19 protein-coding genes are annotated in these 23,284 nt (G+C 64.2%); 4 read left to right on the plus strand and 15 right to left on the minus strand.

Annotated elements, in window-relative coordinates; translation table 11 throughout:
• Nucleotides 1-93 precede the first annotated feature (93 nt).
• On the plus strand, nucleotides 94-885 hold the full coding sequence (locus ACS92L_RS09015; RefSeq protein ID WP_438768444.1) for a transporter substrate-binding domain-containing protein: 792 nt from the start codon (nucleotides 94-96) through the stop codon (nucleotides 883-885).
• 101 nt (nucleotides 886-986) lie between these two features.
• Here ACS92L_RS09015 and ACS92L_RS09020 read toward each other — a convergent pair whose 3' ends face one another.
• Together ACS92L_RS09020 and ACS92L_RS09025 are read right to left on the minus strand one after the other, a co-directional pair.
• Nucleotides 987-2,450 carry a carbon starvation CstA family protein gene (locus tag ACS92L_RS09020; protein WP_438764333.1) on the minus strand — a complete coding sequence of 488 codons (1,464 nt, stop codon included), beginning with the start codon at nucleotides 2,448-2,450 and terminating at the stop codon, nucleotides 987-989.
• 277 nt (nucleotides 2,451-2,727) lie between these two features.
• On the minus strand, nucleotides 2,728-3,687 hold the full coding sequence (locus ACS92L_RS09025) for an alpha/beta hydrolase (RefSeq protein WP_438764334.1): 960 nt from the start codon (nucleotides 3,685-3,687) through the stop codon (nucleotides 2,728-2,730).
• Between the two features lie 136 nt (nucleotides 3,688-3,823).
• Between ACS92L_RS09025 and ACS92L_RS09030 the strand changes: the two genes are divergently transcribed.
• The 3 genes from ACS92L_RS09030 to ACS92L_RS09040 all read left to right on the plus strand — a co-directional run bounded on the left by ACS92L_RS09030 (nucleotide 3,824) and on the right by ACS92L_RS09040 (nucleotide 7,915).
• Entirely contained in the window at nucleotides 3,824-4,858 is a 1,035-nt protein-coding gene (locus ACS92L_RS09030; protein ID WP_438764335.1) for an FAD:protein FMN transferase, read from the plus strand.
• A gap of 135 nt (nucleotides 4,859-4,993) precedes the next feature.
• Complete coding sequence (locus tag ACS92L_RS09035) at nucleotides 4,994-7,375, plus strand: esterase-like activity of phytase family protein (protein ID WP_438764336.1); 2,382 nt, start codon at nucleotides 4,994-4,996, stop codon at nucleotides 7,373-7,375.
• 102 nt (nucleotides 7,376-7,477) lie between these two features.
• Nucleotides 7,478-7,915 (plus strand): cupin domain-containing protein, encoded by a 438-nt coding sequence (locus ACS92L_RS09040; RefSeq protein ID WP_438764338.1) that lies wholly within the window; start codon nucleotides 7,478-7,480, stop codon nucleotides 7,913-7,915.
• A gap of 15 nt (nucleotides 7,916-7,930) precedes the next feature.
• Here ACS92L_RS09040 and ACS92L_RS09045 read toward each other — a convergent pair whose 3' ends face one another.
• The 13 genes from ACS92L_RS09045 to ACS92L_RS09105 form a co-directional block, all read right to left on the minus strand.
• Nucleotides 7,931-8,662 (minus strand): type 1 glutamine amidotransferase, encoded by a 732-nt coding sequence (locus ACS92L_RS09045; RefSeq protein WP_438764339.1) that lies wholly within the window; start codon nucleotides 8,660-8,662, stop codon nucleotides 7,931-7,933.
• Nucleotides 8,663-8,696: 34 nt separating this feature from the next.
• Nucleotides 8,697-10,133: an ethanolamine permease gene (gene eat, locus ACS92L_RS09050; protein WP_438764340.1), complete on the minus strand. Its 1,437-nt coding sequence runs from the start codon at nucleotides 10,131-10,133 to the stop codon at nucleotides 8,697-8,699.
• Nucleotides 10,134-10,287: 154 nt separating this feature from the next.
• Entirely contained in the window at nucleotides 10,288-10,662 is a 375-nt protein-coding gene (copM, locus tag ACS92L_RS09055; protein ID WP_438764341.1) for a CopM family metallochaperone, read from the minus strand.
• Nucleotides 10,663-10,702: 40 nt separating this feature from the next.
• A complete protein-coding gene (locus tag ACS92L_RS09060) occupies nucleotides 10,703-11,647 on the minus strand; it encodes a carbohydrate kinase family protein (RefSeq protein WP_438764343.1) in 945 nt (314 codons plus the stop codon).
• 98 nt (nucleotides 11,648-11,745) lie between these two features.
• Nucleotides 11,746-12,804: an NAD(P)-dependent alcohol dehydrogenase gene (locus ACS92L_RS09065; RefSeq protein ID WP_438764344.1), complete on the minus strand. Its 1,059-nt coding sequence runs from the start codon at nucleotides 12,802-12,804 to the stop codon at nucleotides 11,746-11,748.
• A 93-nt stretch (nucleotides 12,805-12,897) separates the two neighbouring features.
• Entirely contained in the window at nucleotides 12,898-14,265 is a 1,368-nt protein-coding gene (astB, locus tag ACS92L_RS09070; protein WP_438764345.1) for an N-succinylarginine dihydrolase, read from the minus strand.
• Nucleotides 14,266-14,277: 12 nt separating this feature from the next.
• Nucleotides 14,278-15,795: a succinylglutamate-semialdehyde dehydrogenase gene (astD, locus tag ACS92L_RS09075; RefSeq protein WP_438768446.1), complete on the minus strand. Its 1,518-nt coding sequence runs from the start codon at nucleotides 15,793-15,795 to the stop codon at nucleotides 14,278-14,280.
• A gap of 31 nt (nucleotides 15,796-15,826) precedes the next feature.
• Complete coding sequence (locus ACS92L_RS09080) at nucleotides 15,827-16,888, minus strand: arginine N-succinyltransferase (RefSeq protein ID WP_438764346.1); 1,062 nt, start codon at nucleotides 16,886-16,888, stop codon at nucleotides 15,827-15,829.
• Nucleotides 16,882-17,928 carry an arginine N-succinyltransferase gene (locus ACS92L_RS09085; RefSeq protein WP_438764348.1) on the minus strand — a complete coding sequence of 349 codons (1,047 nt, stop codon included), beginning with the start codon at nucleotides 17,926-17,928 and terminating at the stop codon, nucleotides 16,882-16,884. Before ACS92L_RS09085 ends, ACS92L_RS09080 begins: the two co-directional genes overlap by 7 nt.
• Before the next feature lie 13 nt (nucleotides 17,929-17,941).
• Entirely contained in the window at nucleotides 17,942-19,156 is a 1,215-nt protein-coding gene (locus ACS92L_RS09090) for an aspartate aminotransferase family protein (protein ID WP_438764349.1), read from the minus strand.
• A gap of 129 nt (nucleotides 19,157-19,285) precedes the next feature.
• Nucleotides 19,286-19,948, minus strand: a complete 663-nt coding sequence (locus ACS92L_RS09095; protein ID WP_438764350.1) for a transglutaminase-like cysteine peptidase — start codon at nucleotides 19,946-19,948, stop codon at nucleotides 19,286-19,288.
• A 50-nt stretch (nucleotides 19,949-19,998) separates the two neighbouring features.
• Entirely contained in the window at nucleotides 19,999-21,924 is a 1,926-nt protein-coding gene (locus ACS92L_RS09100; protein WP_438764351.1) for an EAL domain-containing protein, read from the minus strand.
• Nucleotides 21,921-23,270, minus strand: coding sequence for a TolC family outer membrane protein (locus ACS92L_RS09105; RefSeq protein WP_438764352.1), 1,350 nt, complete (start codon nucleotides 23,268-23,270; stop codon nucleotides 21,921-21,923). Before ACS92L_RS09105 ends, ACS92L_RS09100 begins: the two co-directional genes overlap by 4 nt.
• Between the last annotated feature and the right edge of the window lie 14 nt (nucleotides 23,271-23,284).

Genomic DNA, 23,284 nt, shown 5'->3' on the forward strand with positions numbered 1-23,284 from the left:
GCTGTTACAGCGCTTGCATCCACCGGGGTGGTCATGGTGATAATCCAGCGTTGCCCCGCGACGCCGGGCGGTCCTTTAAAAAGAGAGACAATGATGAAAAGACTACTGACGGTTTCACTGCTGGGGGCAGCCATCGCTGCCGGCTCGGCGCAGGCACGCGATTACGATACGGTCCGCATCGGTGTGGATATTCCCTACGTTCCCATGGAGTACCGCACGCCGTCCGGCGAGCTGGCAGGCTTTGATATCGAGCTGGGCAACGCCCTGTGCGAGCAGGCAGGCCTTGAGTGCAACTGGGTGGAACAGGGCTGGGACGGCATCATTCCCGGGCTCATGTCGCGCAAGTTCGACGCCATCATGTCTTCGATGACCATCAACGACGAGCGTCGCCAGCAGGTGCTGTTCTCCGACCCCTACCTGGTACCGCCGTCTGCGTGGTTTGCGCCCACCTCAACGGATCTGGCAGGCGTTGACTCCAGTGATCTCAAGGACAAGAGCATCGGCGTTCAGCGCGGCACCGTGCAGGACAACTACGTGACCGATGAGCTGGGCGATGTGGCCAATATCCAGCGCTATGCCAGCGCCGATGACGTCGCCGTGGATATGGAAACCGGCCGTCTGGATATCGCCTTTCTGGACTACCCCACCGGTCAGGCCGCGCTGCTCAAGGGCGGCGAGTACAAGACCCTGGGCGAGATGATGACCGAGCCGAAAGAGTACTTTGGTGACGGCTTCGGCATTGCCTTTCGCCAGCGCGATGAGGCGCTTGCCGACAAGTTCAACGAGGCACTTGCCACGCTGAAGTCCAACGGCACCTATGACGAGATTCACGACAAATACTTCAACGAAGACGGCACCAACGCCCCGCAGCCGGATCAGGAGTAACCTGCGCCCCGCGGCCATCGTGTCATCGTGTGTTGAACGAAAAAGGCCCCGTCGGTGACGGGGCCTTTTTTATGTGACTTTACAGCATGTTGTTCTGCCGATCAGACCGCGCCGGCAAGCGTTGCGCCTTGTGCACCGGGCTCTGCCGGTTCATCGACGGCAAAGATGCCGCCCGACAGCCGGCGCACTCGCTTGATGAACAGCGCCAGCGCCACGGCCGTCCCCAGTGCCGCCACGATATAGGCCACGCTCAACGGCAGGCCGAAGCCGATCGGTGCCCAGGCGATGTAGGTAAACGTCGCCATGGTCATGAACAGCGCCGGCAAAAGCGTCAGCCAGTAGGGCTTTTTGGCCAGAATCAGATACATCGTGGCGACCCAGAGCGCGATGACCGCCGTGGTCTGATTGGCCCACGAAAAGTAGCGCCACAGCAGCGTGAAGTCCATGTGCGTCAGGCCGTAGGAGATCACAAACAGCGGTGCGGCGACCATGATGCGTTTGGCGATCGGGCGCTGCCCGATGTGGAGATAGTCGGCAATGATCATGCGCGCACTGCGAAACGCCGTATCGCCCGAGGTGATCGGCAGCACGATCACGCCCAGCACCGCCAGCGTACCGCCCACGGCGCCCAGCAGATTGACCGAGACACTCTGCACCACGGCTGCCGGCCCGCCCTGCGCCAGCACCTGGGAGAGGTTACTGTCACCGTGGAACAGGCTCATGGCCGCCGCCGCCCAGATCATGGCGATCACGCCTTCGGTAATCATCATGCCGTAGAAGATCTTGCGACCGTTGTTCTCATTGCCGGTGGTGCGCGAAATGATCGGCGTTTGCGTGGCATGAAAGCCCGACAGCGCCCCGCAGGAGATGGTCAGAAACAGCAGCGGGAAGATCGGCGCGCCTTCCGGATGCATGTTGGAGAAATTGAGCTCCGGAATCGGGGCGCCGCGCACGATCATCATGAGGCCGATACCGGCGGCGCTGAACACCAAAAGCGCCCCGAACCACGGATAAATTCGCCCGATCACCTTGTCGATGGGCAACAGCGTGGCCAGTAGGTAGTAGGCAAAGATCGCCAGCGTAATGACGGTCAGCGACACCGGCAGCATGTTGGCCAAAAGCGTCGCCGGCGCGGTCACGAACACGGTGGCGACCAGCAGCAACAGCAGCAGCGCGAAGAAGTTGACCACATGCTTCATCACCCGGCCCAGAAACTTGCCGGCCAGCTGCGGCAGGTGCGCGCCGTGGTTGCGAATCGAGATCATGCCGGTGAGATAGTCGTGCACGGCGCCGGCAAAGATGCAGCCCACCACGATCCAGATAAAGGCCACCGGCCCATACAGCGCCCCCAGAATCGGCCCGAAGATCGGCCCGACGCCGGCGATATTCAAAAGCTGAATCAGCGCGTTGCGCTTGGTGCCCATGGGCAGATAGTCGACGTCATCGCGCAGCGTGTGTGCCGGTGTGGGACGGCGGTGATTGGATTCGAAAACGCGTTCCACAAACTTGCCGTAGGTAAAATACCCCACTACCAGCAGCACAATCCCTGCCAGAAAGGTCACCATATCGATATGCTCCTTGACCCTTGCGCACGCGACATCCCGGATCGATCCGATCCGGTGAGTGCGGCCACGGTCGCCTGTGAGGTTTTTGTAACCCGCAGAGCTTATTCACACGTCGTAGACGCCAACAGATGGACCTTGGTTTTATAGACCAAGGTCGCAGTCAGTAAGCGTCAGTCGTTCTGGTCTGGCATAACGCGAACATCAACAGAGGGACCCTGGTGCGGTCGACCAGGGTCGCCGTCAGGCAGCGCTGATATCGTGATGGCTAAAGCGGGGTTCAGCCGGCGGGCGCGACCAGCACACGACGCAGCCAGGCACCGCATTCGTCGATGGCCTGGTCGGCCTGAACGTGCTGGCCGAGCCGGCGAATAAAGGCGTGAATCATGCCGTAGTAGTGGCTGTGACGTGTGAGCACGCCCTGCTCGGCCAGAAGTGCGGCGTAGTGCGCGCCCTCGTCACAGACCGGATCGAACTCGGCTGTCATGACCAGCGCCGGCGGCAGGTCGGCCAGATCACGACGCGCCAGCAGCCCATTGAAGGGGTGGGCGCGCGCCGCCTCATCCGGCAGGTACTGCTCGATATACCAGTCACGCGCCTCGCGGGTGAAGCCGTAGCCGCTGGCATTGCGCGCCAGCGAGTCGACCCCCTCGCGCTGCAGATCCAGCATGGGATAGAGCAGACACTGCCCGCGCAGCGCCGGGCCGCCTTCATCGCGTACCCGCAGGGCCGTCAGCGCCGCCAGCAGCCCGCCGGCGCTGTCACCGGCCAGTGCCAGTCGCTCGCCGTCACCACCGAAGTTGCCGGCATGACGCCCGATATAGCGCACGGCCGCCAGCGCATCGTCCGGTGCGGCCGGAAAGGGGTGCTCGGGGGCGAGGCGATAATCGACAAAGGCGACGATGGTTTTTGAAGCGCGACACAGCGCGCGACAGATCACGTCATAGGTGGCAAGCGAGCCGGTCACGAACCCGCCGCCATGGAAAAACACCGTCACCGGTCGCGGTCCGCTCGAGCCATGCACGATGGGATAATAAAGCCGCAGCGTCATGGCCCCGGCAGGGCCTGGAATGGCCAGATCCCGGATCTCCGCGACCGGATACGCCAGCGGCGGGCGCTGCATTTTCAGGTTGGCCTGATCGGCGATGGCGCGACGCTGGGCAACACTCATGGCGCTGACATCCGGCGCCCTGTCGGCCGCTTCCTGCAGCCAGCGTCCAAACTGCGAATCCAGTGGCATATTCCCCTCCCGTGACGTGGCGACAAGCCCTCAGCGTAACCTGAATGGAGCTGCGCGTCGCGATGACGCACAATGGATGGCTGGTTCACCCCTGTCATGATCGTGAACACGACTTCATTTCCGTCAACGGTTGCTCATGAACACACGCGCGCTTGCCCCCGTCCCCGCCCTGGTTGCTGCTCTTTTGCTGATCGGCTGTGACCGCGTCCCCGAGCTCGAACTGGCTCAGGGTGAAGCGCAGGGCACCACCTATCACGTCAAATGGTGGGCCGAGGATGCCCCGGCCCATGATGACATCGAAGCAGATCTGGCCGGCGTTCTGACACGGATCGATGAGGAAATCTCGACCTATCGCGACGACTCCTGGATTTCACGCTTCAACGCCAGCCGCAGCACCGACTGGCAGGATGCCCCGCCGGACGTCATTCACCTGCTGCGTATTGCCCGACAGGTCCATGCGCGCTCGAATGGCTGCTATGACCCGACGGTCGCCCCGCTGTTTGCCCTGTGGGGCTTTCAGAATCAGAATTTCAGGGTGCCGTCAGAACATGAGATTGGCGAGGTGATGGCCCATACGGGCCTTGAACATCTCGAGATCGATGCCGATCAGCAGCGCATTCGCAAGACGGTCCCTGAGCTTTCCATCGATCTCTCCTCGATGGGCGAAGGCCACAGCGTGGATCGTATCGCCGAGATGCTGGAGTCCCACGGCATCGACAACTATCTGGCCGAGCTGGGCGGTGACATGCGCATTCGCGGCGCCAAACCCGACGACGCGCCCTGGCGCGTGGGCATCGAGGCCCCGGCCCCCGGCGAGCGCCGCGCCGGCAATATTGTCACCGTCAACGACCCTGAGGGGCTCTCGCTCAATACCTCCGGTACCTATCGCCGCTACTTCGACGATAGCGGCCACGCCTATGGCCACATCATCGACCCGCGCAGCGGCACACCCGCCACGCATGATCTGGTATCGGCCACCGTCTTTGGCACCGAGGCCGCCGTCAGCGATGCCTGGGCCACCACCATGCTGTGCCTGGGGCGCGAGGAAGGCACTCTGGTGGCCGACAGGGAGGGGCTGCCGGTCTATCTCATCGAACGCCACGGGGGCAACGACTTTACCGACAGCCGCACGACCGCTCTCAAGGAGAGCCAACAACTCACGCTGGAATAGGCACCAGGGCCAATCCATGGGTAACGCAAACGCCGCATCGCGTTACCCATCGATAACCGGATCGCCATCGCACTGTCATGAGGCCTGCCAATACTCAAGCGGTGTTCTTCTGCCCCACCACCGCCAGGAGCTCCCATGACCGCCTCGACCCCGGATATCCGCGTTGCCACCTACAACGCCGCGCTCAACCGTGACAGCGCCGGCGCGCTGCATGACGACCTGATCAGCGGCGACGCTCAGGCGCGTGATATCGCCGCTGTCATCCAGCAGTCCCGCCCGGACGTGCTGTTGATCAACGAGTTCGATTACGACCCCGCGGCGGCCGAGCTCTTTCGCGAGCACTACCTGGGCACGTCTCAGGGTGACGCGCCGGGCATTGATTACCCCTACATCTTCAGTGCCCCGGTCAACACCGGTGTCACCTCGGGCGTGGATCTGGACGGCAGCGGCGAGGCGGTGACCACGCCCGGCGCACCGGGTTACGCCGATGACGCACTGGGGTTCGGTCAGTTTCCCGGCCAGTACGGCATGCTGGTGCTGTCACGCTACCCGCTTGAGAGTGATGACATCCGCACCTTTGGTGACTTTCTCTGGAAGGACATGCCGGGCGCGCGACTGCCGGACAACCCGGAGACCGCTGACACGGGCGACTACTACTCGGACGCCGCGCTGGACGTGCTGCCGCTCTCCTCCAAGAGCCACTGGGACATCCCGGTCAACGTCGACGGCGAGATCCTGCACCTGCTTGCCTCCCACCCCACCCCGCCCAGCTTTGACGGCCCCGAGAATCGCAACGGCCTGCGCAACGCCGACGAGATCCGCCTGTGGGCCGACTACGTCACGCCCGGCAAGGGTGACTATCTCGTGGATGATCAGGGCCGCAGCGGTGGCCTGGAGGCCAGCGCACGCTTCGTGATTGCCGGCGATCAGAACGTCGACCCGCTGGATGGCGACAGCCTGCCGGGCGCGGCCCAGCAGCTGCTGGGGCACCCCTTGATTGCCGCCGGTCTCACACCGGACAGTGAGGGCGGCGTGGTTGCCGCACTTGAACAGGGCGGCGCGAATACCACCCACCGCGGCGACCCGCGCTTTGATACCGCCGACTTCAACGACGAGGCCCCCGGCAACCTGCGTGTGGATTACGTACTGCCATCGGACCAGGGCCTGACCCGGCTGGATGGCGGCGTGTTCTGGCCGGTTGAGGATGATACCGGAAGCGAGCGCGTGGAGGCCTCCGATCACCGGCTGGTGTGGGCCGATCTCGCCATTGATGACAATGACACGCAGGTACAGGACATCGAGTTCATCGGCCAGACCGCCTTTGACAGCGGCACCGAATTTCAGAACACCACCCTGGGCGGGCTGTCGGGGCTGACCCGCGATCCGGTCAGCGGCGAATATCTGGCGATCTCCGATGATCGCAGCGAGTACAACGATGCCCGCTTTTACAGCCTGCGCATCGATCTGGACGACGGCGCGCTCAACGACGGCGATGTGCGCCTGACCGATGTCACCACCCTGCGCCAGCCCGGCGGTGCCCCCTGGGCGGCCGGCGAGATCGATCCCGAAGCGATCGCCATCACGGCGGACGGCACGCTCTATATCGCCTCCGAAGGCGACAGCAACCAGCGCATCGACCCCTTCGTCAATCTGTTTGCCCGCGACGGCGAGCAGATCGATGCCATCGAACTGCCGAAGATTCTGAGCCCCGATGGTGACGGCAGCTGGGGGGTTCGCAACAACCTGGCGCTGGAAAGCGTGACCCTGACGCCCGACGGAGAGCACCTGTTTACCGCCACCGAAAACGCCCTGGCCCAGGACGGCCCGGCCGCAGCGCTGGATACCGGCAGCCCGTCGCGCATCCTGAGCTTTGATCCCGACACTGGTGAGGCACTGGGACAGTATCTCTATCCGGTCGAGCCCACGCCGCAGGCGCCTGTCGAGGGAGATGGGTTCTCGACGAACGGGCTGGTGGAGATGCTGGCCCTTGATGAGCACCACTTGCTGACGCTGGAGCGCGGCTTTGCCGAAGGCGCCGGCAACGATATTCGCCTCTACGAGATCGATCTCTCACGGGCCACCAACATCAGCCATCTCGACAGCCTCGAAGACGCTACCGGCACGGTGCGTCCGGTCCAGAAAACGCTGCTGACCAGTCTCAACGACTACGGGTTCGAGCCGGACAACGTCGAAGGCATGACGTTTGGCCCGGCACTGGCCGATGGCCGCCAGAGCCTGATTTTGACCTCGGATGACAACTTCAGCGACACCCAGAGCACTCAGTTCATTGCGCTGGCGTTTGATGAAGCGGGCGCTGACGAACCCGCCCCGCCGGCATTCGACGAGGCGTTCAGCCTGCTGCCAGCAGCCCTCCACCCCGCCACCATCATGGCCTCGCTGATGGGCGATATTGCCGCACTGCCCGGCGGGGCTCAGGCCATGGGAATGTTGGGTGATCAGGCATCTGCTGTCCTTTCAGGCATCGCCGACAGCAGCGACTGGCCAATGCCGGCCTGAATACAGCCTCTTTTTGCCATGCTGGTGTGGCTCAATGGCCATGACGGGCGCGTTCACCTCTCCCGTCATTGTCGAGACCATTTCATCCGGAGAACGCATCTCATGCTGGAGACCATCACGATTGGCGGGATGACGCTTGAATTTTACGAAAGTCACGCAACCACCGAGGGGAAGCTTGATCTTTTTCGCATGACGGTACTGCCCGGCGCTCGCATGCCGGTCGCGCACTATCACGACCGCTGGGACGAAACCATTCTGGGTCTGGAGGGCAGGCTTACTCTGCGCGTGGCGGGCAACGATATCGATATTGCCCCCGATGACTCCCTGTTCATTCCTCGTGGGGCAGTCCACAGCTTTCACAACGCTTTCGATGAACCGGCGCGCTGTCTGTGCATGCTCACACCCGGCGCCCTGGGGCCGGACTACTTTCGTGAGCTGGCAGCGCTGGTCGCCACGGGCACCCCCGACCCTGACGATATGGAAGCGATCATGCGCCGCTACGGACTGATACCGGTGCCCGAAAACAACGCTTCGAATTGAATGAAGACGCCGTGGCTACCGATCTGACGCAAACGACAGCCCCGCCCCCTGACGCATGAAGTTGACGATCCAGCGCGCCATGAGGTGATCATCGACCGGGGCATAATGCGAGGCCATACCCTCGCGGCGGCGCCGATCCGGCAGTTTCTCGCTCTTGTCTGCCATCAGGTCCGCGCTGCACGCCTTCGAAAACTCCGGATGGCCCTGAACGCTCATGAGACGCGGGCCGTACTGCAACAGGTAATACGGGCAGAACGGGCTTTCGGCCAGCACCTCGGCGCCTTCGGGCAGCACCAGTACCTGATCCTGATGGCTCACGATCAGATCCAGCCCTTCCTGCCAGGGCGTCATCCAGGGTTTGCGCCCCACCACGGTATTAAACGACACCCCCACGCCCCAGCCGCGATCGCTCTTGCCGGCGTGACCGCCGAGTGCCTGGGCCATCGCCTGATGACCAAAGCAGATGCCGACCACCGTTCGGTGGGCGGCGTGAAGACGGCGGATCAGTTCAAGCAATGACGCGATCCACGCATGATTTTCGTACACGCCGGCCTTGCTGCCGGAGATCAGCCAGGCATCCACGCCGTCAAAATTCGTGGGCACTTCCCCGTCGTGGACCCGCCAGGTCACGAACTCGAGAGTGGGGTCCACCGCCTGTAAAAGCCCCGCGTACAGGGCCGGATAGTTGCCATGCACGCGGGCCACATGCGGGGCCAGATCATCACACTGCAGCAGACCGACTTTCATGCGCGCGCTCATCCCTTCTCGTCGTTGAACCCTGTCATTTCAGCGTCGCCTCGGCGCTGGCAATGGCGTCGAACTCCTCCTCCGGGGCCTGCGCCACCAGCCGCTTACGGCTGTAAAACCCGAACCAGGCCAGCATGATGGCGTAGAAAAGCCCCGCCCAGAGCGCGGCCTGCAGGCTGACCACAAACGTCGAGATAAAGGCGATGACCGCAAGCCCCAGCGCCACCCCCGAGGTCCAGCGCCCGCCCGGCGTTTTATAGGGCCGCTCAAGGTCGGGTTCGCGAACGCGCAGAAGCCAGTGCGACAGCGTCATCATGGCATAGGAGATGGTGGCGCCGAACACCGCCATAGTAATCATCAGATCGCCCTGCCCGGTCAGCGACAGCAAAAATCCGATCACCCCGGGCACCACCAGCGCCAGCACCGGTGCCCCGCGACGGCTGGTGATCGACAGTATGCGGGGAATATAGCCGGCACGCGAAAGCGCAAAGACCTGACGCGAGTAGCCGAAGATGATCGAGAAAAACGAGGCGATCAGGCCGAACAGCCCGATCACGTTCACAAAGCCCGCCGCCCAGCTGCCGGGGCCATACACCGCAGCCAACGCGTCCACCAGCGGCGCTGCCGAGGTGCTCATGGCGCTGGCACCGGCCCCGCCGGGCGCCAGCAGCAGCATGCAAAAGGCAAACACCAGCAGTATAGCCATGGCCGCGATAATACCGCGCGGCATATCGCGCCCCGGGTGGCGGGACTCTTCCGCGGCAAGCGGCACACCCTCGACCGCCAGAAAGAGCCACATGGCAAAGGGAATCGCGCCCCAGATGCCCATGTAGCCGTTGGGCAGAAAGGCAGAGGCCCCCACCGCATCGCCGGGGGCAATATCGAAAAGCCGGGCGCTGTCGAAATGCGGCAGCATGCCAGCGATAAAGACAAGAATTGCGACCACGGCCAGCGCCGTGACGCCCATCATGATGCGAAGCGCCTCCCCCGCGCCCCACAGATGCAGGCCCACAAAGGCGATATAGAAAACCGCATAGACCAGCGGCCCATCAAGGTCGATCAGGGAGTTGACGTAGCCGCCGATGAAAATCGCAATCGCCGCCGGGGCGATGGCGTACTCCAGCAAAATGGCGGTGCCGGTGATATAGCCGCCCCAGGGGCCCATGGCGCGGCGGGCGAAACTATAGCCGCCGCCGGCGGTGGGCAGGGACGAGGAGAGTTCCGCCAGCGAGAGCACCATGGCGGTATACATGAGGGCCATCAAAACGGTGGCGATCAGCATGCCGCCAAAGCCACCCACCCCGATGCCCAGATTCCAGCCGGCAAAATCGCCGGAGATCACATAGGAGACCCCAAGCGTTGCCAGCAGCACCCAGCCGGCGGCACCCTTTTTGAGCTGGCGCTTGTCCAGATAGTCCTGCGCCACGGCGTCGTGACGAACGCCGCTGTCCTGCTTCGTATCCTGTGTCATGACGACACCTCGCGATTGTTGTTATTGGTCGCGTTGTAACGGGTCGCCTGCAGACGATCCCGTATCCCGGGCAGGCCTCAAACCTGTCCGGAACGTTCTGTCATCATGCCCTGTTCCGGCGCCGGGATCGAGAAGCCGGCGCCCTGGTGGTGATTTACTCCTGCGGCTGATCCTCATGCTTGGCGATCCAGCGTTCGAGCAGCTCGATTTCACGCTGCTGGGCATCGATCACTTCACGGGCCAGCGCACGCATCTGCTCGTCGCTGCCGTGCTCAAGCTCGATGCGCGCCATGTCGACCGCGCCGCGGTGGTGGGCCAGCATGCCGCGGGCAAAGTCCATATCGACATTGCCGCTGGGGTCGATCGCCATGTCGTGATGCATGCGCTGATTGGCATCACTAAAGGCCTGCGCCGCCTGGCCGGCGTCACCGTCTTTTGAGACGTGGGTTTCGTGTGAGGCCGGTGCATCCGCCAGTGCCGTCGTGGACAGCAACAAAAGTCCGATGATTGAAATGACGCGATATGACATTGAGAACCTCCCTTTTCTCTTTGATCACCGTGCACGCTATTTACGCCACGATCTGATGGCGACGCGGCAGGTCCGGCCCGCGCTGCTGGCAGGTGTGCGCCGCCGCACGCATGGCAAACTCGGCCATCTCGCGGCGCTGCTCCGGCGTCAACCGCCCCGGCCCCTCGGGCGTGGCCAGCCCCTTTTCATCAAGCCATGCCAGCAGTGCGGCCATGAAGCTGTCGCCGGCGCCCACGGCGTCCACCACGCTGATCGCCTCGGGCGTGAATGATTCGCTTCCCTCTTTCGTGAACACTGTCACGCCCTCGCCGCCGCGGGTCATGATCACCATCGGGCAGCGATCACTGAGCCAGCCGCGGATCACCGCCTCAAAGTCCTTGTCCGGGTAGAGAGCCTCAAGATCCTCGTCGCTGATCTTGATCAGATGGGCATGGCCGGCGAAGGTGTCGATACGCTCGCGCCAGCGCGCCACGTCGGGCTCGACCTTGAGGCGAATATTGGGGTCCAGCGAGATCAGGCAGCGGTCACGCTCACGAGCGACCAGCGTCTCCAGCGTGTCACTGGTGGGCGAGACCGCCAGCGCGTAGGAGCCCACATGGATGGCATGCACCGCATCAAGAGTGGATGGCAGATGCGTCGTCTCCAGCATGCGATCGGCGCCGCACTGGTTGTAGAAGACGTAGCGCGGCGAGCCGTGCTCATCGAGGGTGACCATGGCAAGGGTGGTGGCGCTGCCGGGTATCTCGACCATCAGGTCGGTATTGACCGATTCACTGGCAAGCACGGCGCGCAGACGCTCGCCCAGCGCATCCGGGGCCAGGCCTGTGAGAAATGCCGATGAACGCTCAAGGCGCGACAGCCCGATGGCCACATTCATGGGTGAGCCGCCGGCCACCGCCGTAAACGACAGGGATGACGCGTCCGGGGCCACCTGCCCTGCGTCGGAAAAGAAATCAAAAAGGGCCTCGCCGCAGACCAGAAACATCGACTTGCTCCAGAAATTCATAAAGGCACCAGCTTAACGCACCCGTGACCGGGCGTCGTGGCCGCCGGATTGTCGACGGCACTGCCCCGGTCATGCGATCAGCGCTGATCCTCGCCGGCCACTCTGATCTGCAGCTTGACGTCGGTGGGCCGCGCTTCCACGGCACGATCAAAGGCCGCCACGCTCTGCTCGAAATCAAAGGTCTCAACGATCAGCGGCTTGAGATCGACCTTGCCGGAGGCGATCAGCTCGATGGCGCGGTCATAGACGTTGGCGTAGCGAAAGACCGTCTCGATGCGCACTTCCTTCGTCTGGGCCACTACCACATCCAGGCTGACCTTCTCGACCGGCATGCCGACCAGCACCAGCGCTCCGCCCGGGCGCACGCAGCCCAGGGCATCGTCATACACGCGCGGGCTGCCGCTGGCCTCAAACACCACATCGGCCCCCCAGCCTTCGCCGGTCAGCTCGGCGACACGCTCGGTGAGCGAGTCGTGGGCCACGTTGACGGGGATCAGCCCCTTGTAGCCGGCGGCGATGGCAAGCTTGTCATCGACCACATCAGAAATCACCACCCGGCTGGCGCCGGAGGCGAGTGCGGCCAGCGCCACCATCAGCCCGATCGGGCCGCAGCCGGTCACCACGCAGGTATCACCCGGCTGAAGCCCTGCCTTGACCACCGCCTGCACACCCACCGCGAACGGCTCGACCATGGCGCCTTCGGCAAAGGAGACGCTGTCCGGCAGCTTGAAGGTGAACGCCGCCGGATGGATGACCTCGGGTGTGAGACAGCCGTGGATTGGCGGGGTGGCCCAGAAGCGCACCGCGGGGTCGACGTTATACATCCCCAGCTTCGAGGCTTTTGATGTCGGGTCGGGAAGGCCCGGCTCCATGCAGACCCGGTCACCGGGGGCAAGCGTGGTGACATTGGCGCCCACTGCCGTCACGGTACCCGAGCCCTCGTGGCCCAGCACCATCGGTTCCTCAACCACGAAGGGGCCGATGCGCCCGTGGGTGTAGTAGTGGATATCGCTGCCGCAGATGCCCACGGTGTGCATACTGATGCGCACGTCATCCGGGCCAACCTCATCAGGCAGTTCGATCTCGCGCAGTGCCAGCTCGTTTTGACGCTCCAGTACCAGTGCTGTCGCCTTCATGTCATGACCTCCCTGTCGTTGTAATGGACTGCCCTGCAGTGTCAGCGTTAGCGGGCGCTGGCGCGCTACCACCATGGTCTTATAACGCTGGCCTTATTCCGCCATGCCTTCCCGCTGAAAAGGATAGATCGACCCCAGTTTCAGCAGGCCGGTGAGTTCTTCCAGCGCGGTGAGCGATTCGTGTGCCAGCTGCGGATCGGCAAGATCCTCAAGCGCCAGGCGGTCACGATAGTGACGCTCGACCCAGGCGGTGAGATCCCGGTACAGATCGTCATCGAGCATGACCCGCCCGCTCATGGCCTGACGCTCGGCCTCAGCAAGCACCACCCGCAGACGCAGACAGGCCGGGCCGCCGCCGTTGCGCATGCTCTGCTTGACGTCGCGCACTACCACCTCACTGATCGGGTTGTTGCCACCCAGCAGCAGGCTCTGAATCGTCATCCATACCGCTTCGTCGGCCTCGCACTCCCCCGGTACCACCAGCGTCATGCTGCCATCACTCTGACTCAGCAGCTGGGAGTTGAAGAGATAGCTCGCCACCGCCGTTTCCAGCGACACGGCCTCCTCGGGCACCCGGATGGGAATCAGCGGCTGGCCGTCAGCGCGCGCCGCCAGCCGGTCGCGCAGCGCTTCCAGTACGGCGCGTTCATCAAAAAAGGCGCGCTCGTGATAGAGCAGCACCGGACCGTTGCCGACGCAGATCACATCGTTATGAAACACGCCCGCGTCGATGGCGGCCGGGTGCTGCTGGGCAAACACGGTCTGCTGATCGCTCAGACCGTGCTGGCGTGCCAGCGCCCGACATGCGCGAAGCGTCTGGCGCGGGTGATGATGTTTTGGCGCCGCCAGGGTGTCCGGCGCCGGATCACCGTGGACGAACAGATGCACGCCCGGCCCCCCATGATCGGCGCACAGCCTCGTATGGTTGGCCGCGCCCTCATCGGAAAACCAGGGCGTGGCAGGCAGTGCCGGATGGTGGGCAAAGTGGTGCTCATCACGAAAGATCGCCTTCAGCGTTCGCGCGGTCTGAGCGGATTCGATCGAGCGGTGCAGCGCCGACTGCAGATTGGCCGACGTGACATGCACGCGCGAATCCAGCGTGTCGCGCGAAGGCGTGACGGTGGCAGCGTTGGCCGTCCACATCGCCGCCGCTGAGCAGGCCGCGTATAAAAGCTCCGGGGATTCGCTGCCCACCCGCGGCAGCACCTCCTCCGGCGCGCCGCGATAGCCGAGCTGATGCAACAACCGCATGTCGGGGCGCTGCTGCGGTGGCAGTACCGCCTGGGGAAAGCCGGCATCAAGTGATGCCTTCATCTTTTCAAGCCCCTGCAGCGCCGCCTCGCGCGGGTTGGAGACCAGCCCGGCATGGCGCTTCGAGGCCAGATTGCCGCGGGCCAGGCCGCCATGGTTGTGCGTCGGCCCGACGAGGCCGTCAAAATTGATCTCGAGTGCGTCACTCATGTTGCCTCCCCCTCATGTCACCTGCTCGCCATCAAACCCGTCCAGCGTGATGCCCGGCGGCAGCTGATCGGGCAGCACCAGCGTATCGCTTTCCATCGAGGCGACCGGCCAGGCGCAGTAGTCCGCCGCATACCAGGCGCCGGGGCGATGATTGCCGCTGGCGCCCACGCCGCCAAAGGGCGCATCGCTGGCGGCACCGGTAGTCTGGCGGTTCCAGTTGACCACCCCGGCCCGAATGCGCAGCACGAAGTCTTCCCAGACCCGGGCAGTGCCGCCGAGCAGCCCGGCGGCCAGCCCAAAGCGGGTGTTATTGGCCTCGGCAATCGCATTTTCCCAATCAGGATAACGGTATACCTTTAGCAGAGGTCCGAAATACTCCTCGTCCGGTACCTCGAGTCCGGTCACATCGATCAGTCCCGGCGAGACCAGGCTGGTGCCTTCCTTCAAAAGCGTCATGCGCGACAGCACGCGCGCGCCCATCGATTCAAGCTGCTGCTGGGCATCGATCATCTTCTGCGCCGCCGCCGGCGAAACCAGGCCGCTGTAAAACGGCTCCTGCTCACCAAAACCGTCGAGTCCGTCAAACTGCGGCCCCACCACCAGGGTGGACAGCGTCCGGCGCAGGGCCTCGATTAGTCGATCACCCTGTGCACCCTCGGGCACCAGCAGGCGCCGGGCACAGGTGCAGCGCTGCCCGCCGGAGACATAGGCCGATTGAACGATGGTCAGCACCGTTGCCTCGAGATCCTGGGGCACGTCATGCACCAGCAGCGGGTTATTGCCGCCCAGCTCCAGTGCCAGCATCGTATCCAACCGCCCGCCCATGCCCTCGTGCAGCCGCCGGCCGGTGCCCTCGCTGCCGGTAAAGAGCAGCCCGTCGATCCCGCGGTGACCGGCCAGCGCCTGGCCGGTCTCGACCCCACCCTGCACCAGATTGATCACGCCCGGCGGCAGCCCGGCCTCCTGCCAGCAGGCAAGCACCAGATCGGCCGTGGCCGGGGTCAGCTCGCTGGGCTTGAACACCACCGTATTGCCGGCCAGAAGCGCCGGCACGATATGGCCGTTGGGCAGGTGGCCCGGGAAGTTATAGGGTCCGAAGACCGCCATCACGCCATGCGGGCGGTGACGAACCACGGCGCGCACGCCGGCGTTGTCCCGCGTCCGCGTGGGCGTGCGTTCGTGCCAGGCGGCAATGGAAATGGCGATCTTGCCGATCATGGCCTGCACTTCGGTGCCGGCCTCCCAGCGCGGCTTGCCGGTCTCCCGGGCGATGGTATCGGCCAGTGCGTTGCGGTGATGCTCCAGACGCTCGCGAAAGGCTTCCAGCAGCGCGATGCGCGTCTCGATCGGCGTTCGCGCCCAGTCGGGAAAGGCCTGGCGGGCGGCGGCAATGGCGTGATCCACCTGAGCGGCGCTGGCGCTTTGACCCTGCCACAGTTGCTCACCGCTGACCGGGTCGTGCTTGTCAAACGCTGCCCCCTCGCCCGGCGTCCACTGTCCGCCCACCAACAGCTGCTGTGTGATCTCGATACTCATCTCGTCCTCCATGAACATGGTGCGCTCAGGTGGCCAGCAGCCTGAGCGTGTCCCCTTCCTCAACGTTCAGGCGCTGCGCCTCCTCCGGGGTCAGGGCGATCTCGCCCGCCTGCGGACCCCGCCCGACCCAGCCGGCGCGAAAATCGAGCGCCGCGCCGGTGGTGGCCGCCAGCCAGCCGGGCCGCTCGTCGTGTTCGAGTTCGGTTTCGATAACAACCCGAGCCGTGTGGCTGTCGCGAATCGAGCGCACATCATCAATGTAGGCTTCCACGGTCGGGCCGCCGTCGAAGATATCGATATAGCCCTCAAAGCGCAGTCCGTCCCGGTTGAGCATTGCCAGCGCCGGACGGGTCCGGGTATGGACCTGCCCGATGCACTCGCGCGCCGCCGGTGGCAGAAAGGAGGTGCAGATCGGGTGGCGCGGCATCATCTCGCCGATAAAGCCCTTCTCGCCCATGCCGGTGAGGTGGTCGGCGCGCTGAAACTCGATGGGCAGAAACTTCTGGCCCAGCGCCTCCCAGAACGGGCTTTTGCCGTCGTCGTCAAAGCGTCCGCGCATCTCGGCCAGCACCCGCGCCGGGAAACGCTCGCGAAAGCCGGCCATGAACAACCAGCGCGCCCGCGACAACAGTGTGCCGTTGCGCATCAAACGCTGCGCCTCACCGCGCCAGCCCTCGCGCAGATACAGCGAGCACACCTCGGCAGAGCCGGTGTGATCGGAGCACAAAAAGAGTGTATCCAGCGTGCGGTGCAGCTCCAGATGGCTGGAGGAATGCGCCAGCTGACCGATGCGGTAGTGATAAAACGGCGCCTCGAGCCCGACGCGCGCCTCGATGGCGCAGCAGCCGGCCAGTCGCTCGTCGCTGTCCGCAGGCTGGCTGTCGTCTTCCAGAACAAAGAAGTAGAGCGCCGCCCCGGGGGATGTCGCGGACGGGTCAGGGACAAGCTCAAAGCTCTCGCGGGCGTGGGCGATCTTGTCGATCAGAAAGTCGCGACTGTTGGGCAGCGAGGTAAACCCCGGCCCGGTCTCGACGGCAATCGCCTGCAGGGCATCGATGTCGCCGGCCTCAATGGGACGGATCAGCATGACAGGCCCTCCGTATCACCGGCCCGGGTGAAGGGAATGACCAGCACAGGTTCGTCGACGGCCACCGACAGGGATCGGGCACAGGCGTCATCCAGCACGCACTGGCCGCGCTCGTTGATGTGTCGGGTCACGACCCGGGCCCTGAAATTTCCCGAGCGCTGACTGGCAATCAGCAGCGCCTCGGAACACGCCCCGTCGTCCGGCGTGTCACCGACCTGGACGGTCAGCCACTGCCCCCGGGGCAGATGATCGCGCGCGGCCTCCAGCAGCGGGCCGCCATCAAGCAGATCGACGTGGCGCGACAGGGCAAACCCTTGCTGCTGCCAGGCGCGCAGCGCATTGGCGTGATTGTCCCCGACCCGTCCGATCGCCTCGCGCGTTGGGTCATCGAGCAGCGGCAGATAGAGCGGAAACGGCGGCATGACCTCGCCGATGAAACTTCTCGAGCCCAGGCTGGCCGCCCGATGAATTTCGTCAAAATCCCGTGAGAAAAAATGGCGCCCCACACCGTCCCAGAACGGCGTGCGCCCGGCTTCGCGATAGCCGGACAGCGCCACGAACAGCGTCGATGCAAAGCGCTCCGGGAACCGGGCGATCAGGGCCAGACGTGCCGCGCGCAGCAGACGTCGGGCGCTGTCGGCCAGATCATGATCGGTGGTGGCCAGCGCACACAGCAGTGAGGCGTGCGACATCTCGTGCGAGATGGACAGAATATCCACCTCGCGACGCACATCGAGCTGCTGGGAGGCGTGGATCAGCGTCTCCCGGCGGTAGGTGTAATAGGCGTCGCGACCGCCTGCCAGCGCCCTGATCGTGGCCGTGGCGATCACCTCGCCTTCATCGGTCTCCACCACCAGCACATACTGCTCATCGCCGGGACGATCCACGCTGTGCGCCAGCGCCGCCTCGCTTGCGGCCAGCCGCGCTTCCAGCCGATCGCGATCGGCCGGCAGATTGGTCAGCGCCGGCCGGGCCGCCTCGGCCATGGCCATGATGGCGTCGATGTCGGCGGTCGTGGCACTGCGTGCAATCAGTGACATGCCAGCGTCTCCGTCAGTCGTTGGCCACGACCCGTGCCAGCGCACGATCGAGACAGGCCATGCCTTCGTCAATGACCTCCGGCTCGATGACCAGCGACGGCGCAAAACGCAGCACGTTGGGGCCGGCCACCAGCATCATCAGCCCCTCTTCAGTGGCCGCGGCCAGCACTTCGCGTCCGCGCTCGCCAAAGGAGGGCTTGAACTCCGCACCCAGCAGCAGCCCCATCCCACGGATATCGCTGAAGCAGCCGTATTTCTCGTTGAGCCTTTCCAGATGCTCGCGGAAACGCTGTGAGCGCGTCTCGACGCCCTCGAGCACCTCGGGCGAGCCGATGGTTTCCACTGCGGCGAGCGCCACCGCCGCGCCCAGCGGATTGCCGCCATAGGTCGAACCATGGGTGCCGACCACGAACACGCGCGCGATCTCATCGGTGGTCAGCATCGCACCGATCGGGAAACCGCCGCCCAGTGCCTTGGCCGAGGTCAGGATGTCGGGCGTGACGTTGTAGTTCATGTAGGCGTAGAACCGGCCGCTGCGGCCGACACCGCACTGCACTTCATCGAAGATCAAAAGCGATTTGTGATCGTCACACAGCTTGCGCAGGCCCTCGAGGAATTCGGGCGTGGCCGGGGTCACGCCACCCTCGCCCTGCATCGGCTCGACGATGACCGCGCAGGTGTCGTCGTTGATCAGCTCGCGCGCGCTTTCCAGATCGTTGTAGGTGCCGTGCACAATGCCGCCGGGCACCGGACCAAAGCCCTGGGAGTATTTGGGCTGGCCGCCGACGCTGACGGTAAAGAAGGTGCGGCCGTGAAAGGACTGGCGAAAGGAGACGATGCGGTGCTTGTGTTCGCCCGCCGTGTCATGGCCATAGCGCCGCGCCAGCTTGAGCGCGGCCTCATTGGCCTCGGCGCCCGAGGAGCACAAAAACACCTTGTCGGCGAAGGTCTTCTCGACCAGCGTGCGCGCCAGCTTCAGCGCCGGCTCGTTGGTGTAGACGTTGGAGAGGTGCCAGACCTTCTCGCTTTGCGCCTTCAGCGCTGCCATCAGCGCCGGATGGCAGTGTCCCAGCGCGTTGACGGCAATGCCGCCGGCAAAGTCGATGTACTCGCGACCCTCCTGGTCCCACAGGCGGCTCCCCTCGCCGCGCACCGGCATCACCTTCTGGGGTGAGTAATTGGGCAGCATGTACTGATCAAAGGCTTCGCGGGTGGGGGTCCAGCTCATGACGGGTCTCCATTGACAAATACATCAGGCGACAGGGAAGTCGCTGACAGACGTATCAGTATACGCAGAGGAGACCGGCAAAAGGCAGGGGGTGAAGCATGATCGATAACGCCTTCGCAGCGTCGGGCATCAGGGTCGGTTCATGACGCCGCCTCGCACGCGTGTCTGCCAGTCCTCCCAGCGGCTCAGCCGATTGGCATTGCCTACCGGCGCCTCCTGGCCCGAAGCGGTCGAGGTCCAGAGACTGCTGGCATTGAAGCTGTAGATGGGAATCAGGTCCCGACGGGACGCGGCAGGCGAAATGCGTTTGTCGATGTTGTCCAGGATCACCGGCATCTGCTGCGGCTGTGCCGCCCAGGAGAGCACCATGTGAAACTGGTCATAGGGCACATACTTGACGTAGTGAAGGCGCATCTGGTCATCGGGCACCCCCAGCTCGCGCAGGGTCAGATACTTGGCCAGGGCAAACTCCTCGCAGTCGCCTCGCCCGACCCCCAGAAACTCGACCGGCGTGGCCCAGTAGTCCTCGACATGCCAGACGTCGACATCATCCACAAAATCCAGCTGGTTGAAGAAATCGTTGACCCCGGCCAGCTGTACGGCCACCGGCTGGCCCCTGAGCCGTGTGATCAGCGCCTGCCAGCGCTCCACCCGGGCAAGACCGGTGCTGCCGTACTGTCCGACGATGGCGCCGGCCGGCGGAATGGCCGAGCCTGTCAGCATACCGGCCGAGGCCGGCAGGACAATCACCAGCAGTACGGTTGCTCCCCACCGGTACCATCGCCCCATCATCGGCAGACATTCCCTGTCAGATCATGCTTGTTTATCGTCCGGCGCATGCATTAATGAACCCCCGGATTCAGTGCTACCGCCGGGGCCAGATAGCCCTGATAGCCGTCCGCGCCGATCTCGGTGACGCGTGCGCGCTGCGCCTCGGACTCGACACGGGTCACAATCACCAGCACTTCAAGCTGATGCGCCGCCATGCACAGGCTGTGCAGAAATTCGTTGTCGACATCGTCACGCACGAAAAAGGTCTGATCGATCTTGACGTAATCCGGGCGCAGCCTGCCCAGCACGGGCAGCGAATTCAGATCGCGGGCAAAGCGGTCGACGCCGGCACGCGCGCCAAGCGTGGCGGCCTTTCTGAACAGGCGCTGCACATTCTGACCGTGGCGCAAAACGCTCTCTTCGGTGACCTCGATATCCAGCTGACGCGCCAGCGACGGGTGCGCTTTAAGCCACTCGATCAGGGCATCGACCTCAACGTCGCTACCGATGAGATCCGCTGTCAGATTCAGCGCCAGGCGATAATCGATGTCGTGCCCGTGACGGCTCAGCCAGTCCAGCACGTAGCGGTCCATCTGCGCGCCGATGCCAAAATGACGGGCGATCGGTAAAAAGGTCGAGGCCAGATGCAGCTCATCGCCTTCCTTCAGACGCATGAAAAGCTCCCGGTGCAGCTCCTGACCGTCGTTGAGCAGCACGGGTTGCGCCACGAAAACGGCCTGATGATTGGCCAGCGCGCGATCGATGACCGTGCGCCACTCGCCGCGGCTGCGTTCGTTGTGGCGGGACTCACGCGGCGAGGTATACCAGCGCTGATCGGACTCGATCGCCTCACGCAGGGCGCTGTCGGCCTTGGAGAGCATCGGCACCCGCTGAAGACCCGGCTCGCGCAGCACGATACCGGCACGGGCGTGATGGGCGCGCTCCTCGTCGAGCGGGTTAACATCGACGATGTCATCGATCCGGTCGAGCAGGGTCAGCACCAGCTCCTCGCGATGGGCGTCGCTGGCATCCGGCACGATCAGGGCAAACTCTTCGGCCGAAAGCCGGGCCGCCTGAATGGGGGTGCCCTGCACGCTCATCCCGGTCAGATAGTCGCCGATGGCGCGAATGGCGTTGTCGCGCTCCTCGAAGCCGTCGCGACGGTAGATCTCGCCGAGATGGTCGATACGCAGAATCATCAGCGAGCCGCCTTCGGGGGCGGCCAGCCACTCATCCAGAATGCGGGTCAGATAGGAGCGATTGCCAAGGCCTGAAACGGCGTCACGCTCGGCCATGCGCTGCAGACGAATAACCTGCGCGGTCTGTGCCTCAAACTGATCGCTGAGCCGCGCGCTGAGATGATTGACGGCCTGAGTGATGCCCTTGAGCTCCCGGACGCGGGTAGACTCGATGGGGCCGGCATAGCCTTCAATCTGCAGGGCCTCGATGTAGCTGGAAAGTCGATGCAGCGGCGTCAGAAGCCGTCGAAAGCCAAGCGCGCAGACGGCCAGCGTCAGCGCCATGCCCACCGCCAGCCACAGCAACAGATTCAGCCCCAGCGCCCAGAGCTGGTCGTAGGGCAGTGTGTTGTCCGCCTCGAGCATGATGGTCCCCAGCGGCGACCAGCCGCCGGAAATCTCACGCTGAGTGGCAAGCTGCGGCAGGGACACCAGCGACTGGAACCAGCCAGGCGCTCGCGTCGTGCCCGGATTTCGCACCACCAGCGGCTCGTCGAGCCCGACCGCCTCGAGTCTGAGCGTATTGACAAAGCTGCCATCCGAGGTGGCCTTCAAAAGTGTTTCGGCGCTGGTCCAGTCGCCCTCCTCGATGAACTGCGCCAGCGTCAGACTCAGCCCCTGGGTCATGTTGGTCGTTTCCAGACGCTGACTGTCGAGCAGCGACTGGCGGGCGTGCTGCACGTTGATGGCAAAAATACCGATCGAAAAGAGCAGCAACAGCCCGGCCACGCCGGAGACGAGACGATGGAAAAGACTCATGATTCGCCTCCTGGCGCCGGACTGCCGGCCCCGAGCAGTTGATTGCCGTCGACGTTGCTCTGGTCGATACGAATCTGGAGGGTGTCAAGCAGATTGCCGGTCACGGCCAGCAGGCGATAGCGCGCGCGCGTCAGGGCAAAGCGCGCCTGCACCTGATCCTGCTGGGCGCTGTAAAGTTCGGTTTCGCTGTCCAGCACGTCCAGCAGGGTGCGCCGGCCGATATCAAACTGCTTGCGGTAGTTGACCCGGGTCTGTTCGCTGGCGCTGACGTGTCGCTCCAGATAAGGCAGCTGGCTGGTCACGTAATCGCGGGCGTTCCAGGCCAGGCGCAGCTCGTCGCGCACCTCACGCAGGGCCCGGTCGCTGTCATACTGCACGGCTTCCAGCGAGTGGTGTCGGGCGCGCAGCTCGGCCGCATCACTCCCCCCGCGATAGAGATTCCAAGACATCACAAGCTCGGCATTCCAGTCGTTGGCGCGACTGCCTTCAAAGTCGTAGTCCCGGCTTGTCAGTCGACTGGCCTGAAAGCGCAGCTCTGGCAGGAAGTTGCTGCGCTCGGCACCCACTTCATGACCGGCCGCCGTCACCGAATGGCGCGCTGCCACCAGAATGGGGTTGTTTTCATTGGCCATGGCCAGTGCCTGCTCGAGTTCGGCGGGCACGGGGGCAAGATCCACCGCGTCCGGCGGTGTCAGGTCCCGGGGTGATTCTCCGACCAGACGCAAAAAAGAGGAGATGGCATCCTCGTGATTGTTGTAGGCCGCAATCAGGCTGGACTGTGAGCGAGCCAGACGGCCGTCGACCTGGCTTGCATCGGTGGCCGTGCCGGCGCCGAGCTCGCTGCGGCGACGAATGTCGGCGGCAATGCGCTGATGGGTGTCGACGTTGCGCTCGGCCAGCGCCACGAGTCGCTGCGTCTGCAACACGTCCAGATAGGTCTCGATCGTGGCCAGTCCGACCCGGTTGGCCGCTGCCGCGACTTCCCAGCGCTGATAGTCGATCTGGCTGTCGGCGTTGCGAACGCGCTCAAGCGTGCGATTGTTGTCCCAGATCAGCTGCGAGAGCGTGATGGAGCCTCGGCGGTAGTTGTGCGCATCGCTTGAGCGGTCGATGCCGTTGACCTCGCTTTCGTTTTGCCCCCGGCCGGCACGGGCTTCCAGATCCACCGACGGCAGCCAGGCGCCCCGCTGCGCCCGGGCGCTGTCCCTGAACTGTTCATAGCGCGCGACTTCCGTGCGCGTTATGGGGTTTTCCATGATGGCCTGCGTCACGGCTTCATCAAGCGACTGCGCCTGCGCCGCCCCTGCCAGTGAGAGCACATACAGCCCGGCCCACCACTTTTTCATCATGACCCCCTGAT

It is taken from the genome of Kushneria halocnemicola (genome assembly GCF_965650455.1).
Lineage (GTDB): Bacteria > Pseudomonadota > Gammaproteobacteria > Pseudomonadales > Halomonadaceae > Kushneria.

Bases quoted from the DNA above. Each gene is read 5' to 3' on its own strand.
- ACS92L_RS09035 (WP_438764336.1), top strand. From the start codon at position 4,994: ATGACCGCCTCGACCCCGGATATCCGCGTTGCCACCTACAACGCCGCG.
- copM (WP_438764341.1), bottom strand. From the start codon at position 10,662: ATGTCATATCGCGTCATTTCAATCATCGGACTTTTGTTGCTGTCCACG.
- eat (WP_438764340.1), bottom strand. From the start codon at position 10,133: ATGACACAGGATACGAAGCAGGACAGCGGCGTTCGTCACGACGCCGTG.
- ACS92L_RS09100 (WP_438764351.1), bottom strand. From the start codon at position 21,924: ATGAGTCTTTTCCATCGTCTCGTCTCCGGCGTGGCCGGGCTGTTGCTG.
- ACS92L_RS09045 (WP_438764339.1), bottom strand. From the start codon at position 8,662: ATGAAAGTCGGTCTGCTGCAGTGTGATGATCTGGCCCCGCATGTGGCC.
- ACS92L_RS09105 (WP_438764352.1), bottom strand. From the start codon at position 23,270: ATGAAAAAGTGGTGGGCCGGGCTGTATGTGCTCTCACTGGCAGGGGCG.
- ACS92L_RS09020 (WP_438764333.1), bottom strand. From the start codon at position 2,450: ATGGTGACCTTTCTGGCAGGGATTGTGCTGCTGGTAGTGGGGTATTTT.
- ACS92L_RS09025 (WP_438764334.1), bottom strand. From the start codon at position 3,687: ATGCCACTGGATTCGCAGTTTGGACGCTGGCTGCAGGAAGCGGCCGAC.
- ACS92L_RS09065 (WP_438764344.1), bottom strand. From the start codon at position 12,804: ATGAAGGCGACAGCACTGGTACTGGAGCGTCAAAACGAGCTGGCACTG.
- ACS92L_RS09030 (WP_438764335.1), top strand. From the start codon at position 3,824: ATGAACACACGCGCGCTTGCCCCCGTCCCCGCCCTGGTTGCTGCTCTT.
- ACS92L_RS09095 (WP_438764350.1), bottom strand. From the start codon at position 19,948: ATGATGGGGCGATGGTACCGGTGGGGAGCAACCGTACTGCTGGTGATT.
- ACS92L_RS09015 (WP_438768444.1), top strand. From the start codon at position 94: ATGAAAAGACTACTGACGGTTTCACTGCTGGGGGCAGCCATCGCTGCC.
- ACS92L_RS09080 (WP_438764346.1), bottom strand. From the start codon at position 16,888: ATGCTGATCCGTCCCATTGAGGCCGGCGACATCGATGCCCTGCAGGCG.
- astB (WP_438764345.1), bottom strand. From the start codon at position 14,265: ATGAGTGACGCACTCGAGATCAATTTTGACGGCCTCGTCGGGCCGACG.
- ACS92L_RS09090 (WP_438764349.1), bottom strand. From the start codon at position 19,156: ATGAGCTGGACCCCCACCCGCGAAGCCTTTGATCAGTACATGCTGCCC.
- ACS92L_RS09060 (WP_438764343.1), bottom strand. From the start codon at position 11,647: ATGTTTCTGGTCTGCGGCGAGGCCCTTTTTGATTTCTTTTCCGACGCA.
- ACS92L_RS09040 (WP_438764338.1), top strand. From the start codon at position 7,478: ATGCTGGAGACCATCACGATTGGCGGGATGACGCTTGAATTTTACGAA.
- ACS92L_RS09085 (WP_438764348.1), bottom strand. From the start codon at position 17,928: ATGTCACTGATTGCACGCAGTGCCACGACCGCCGACATCGACGCCATC.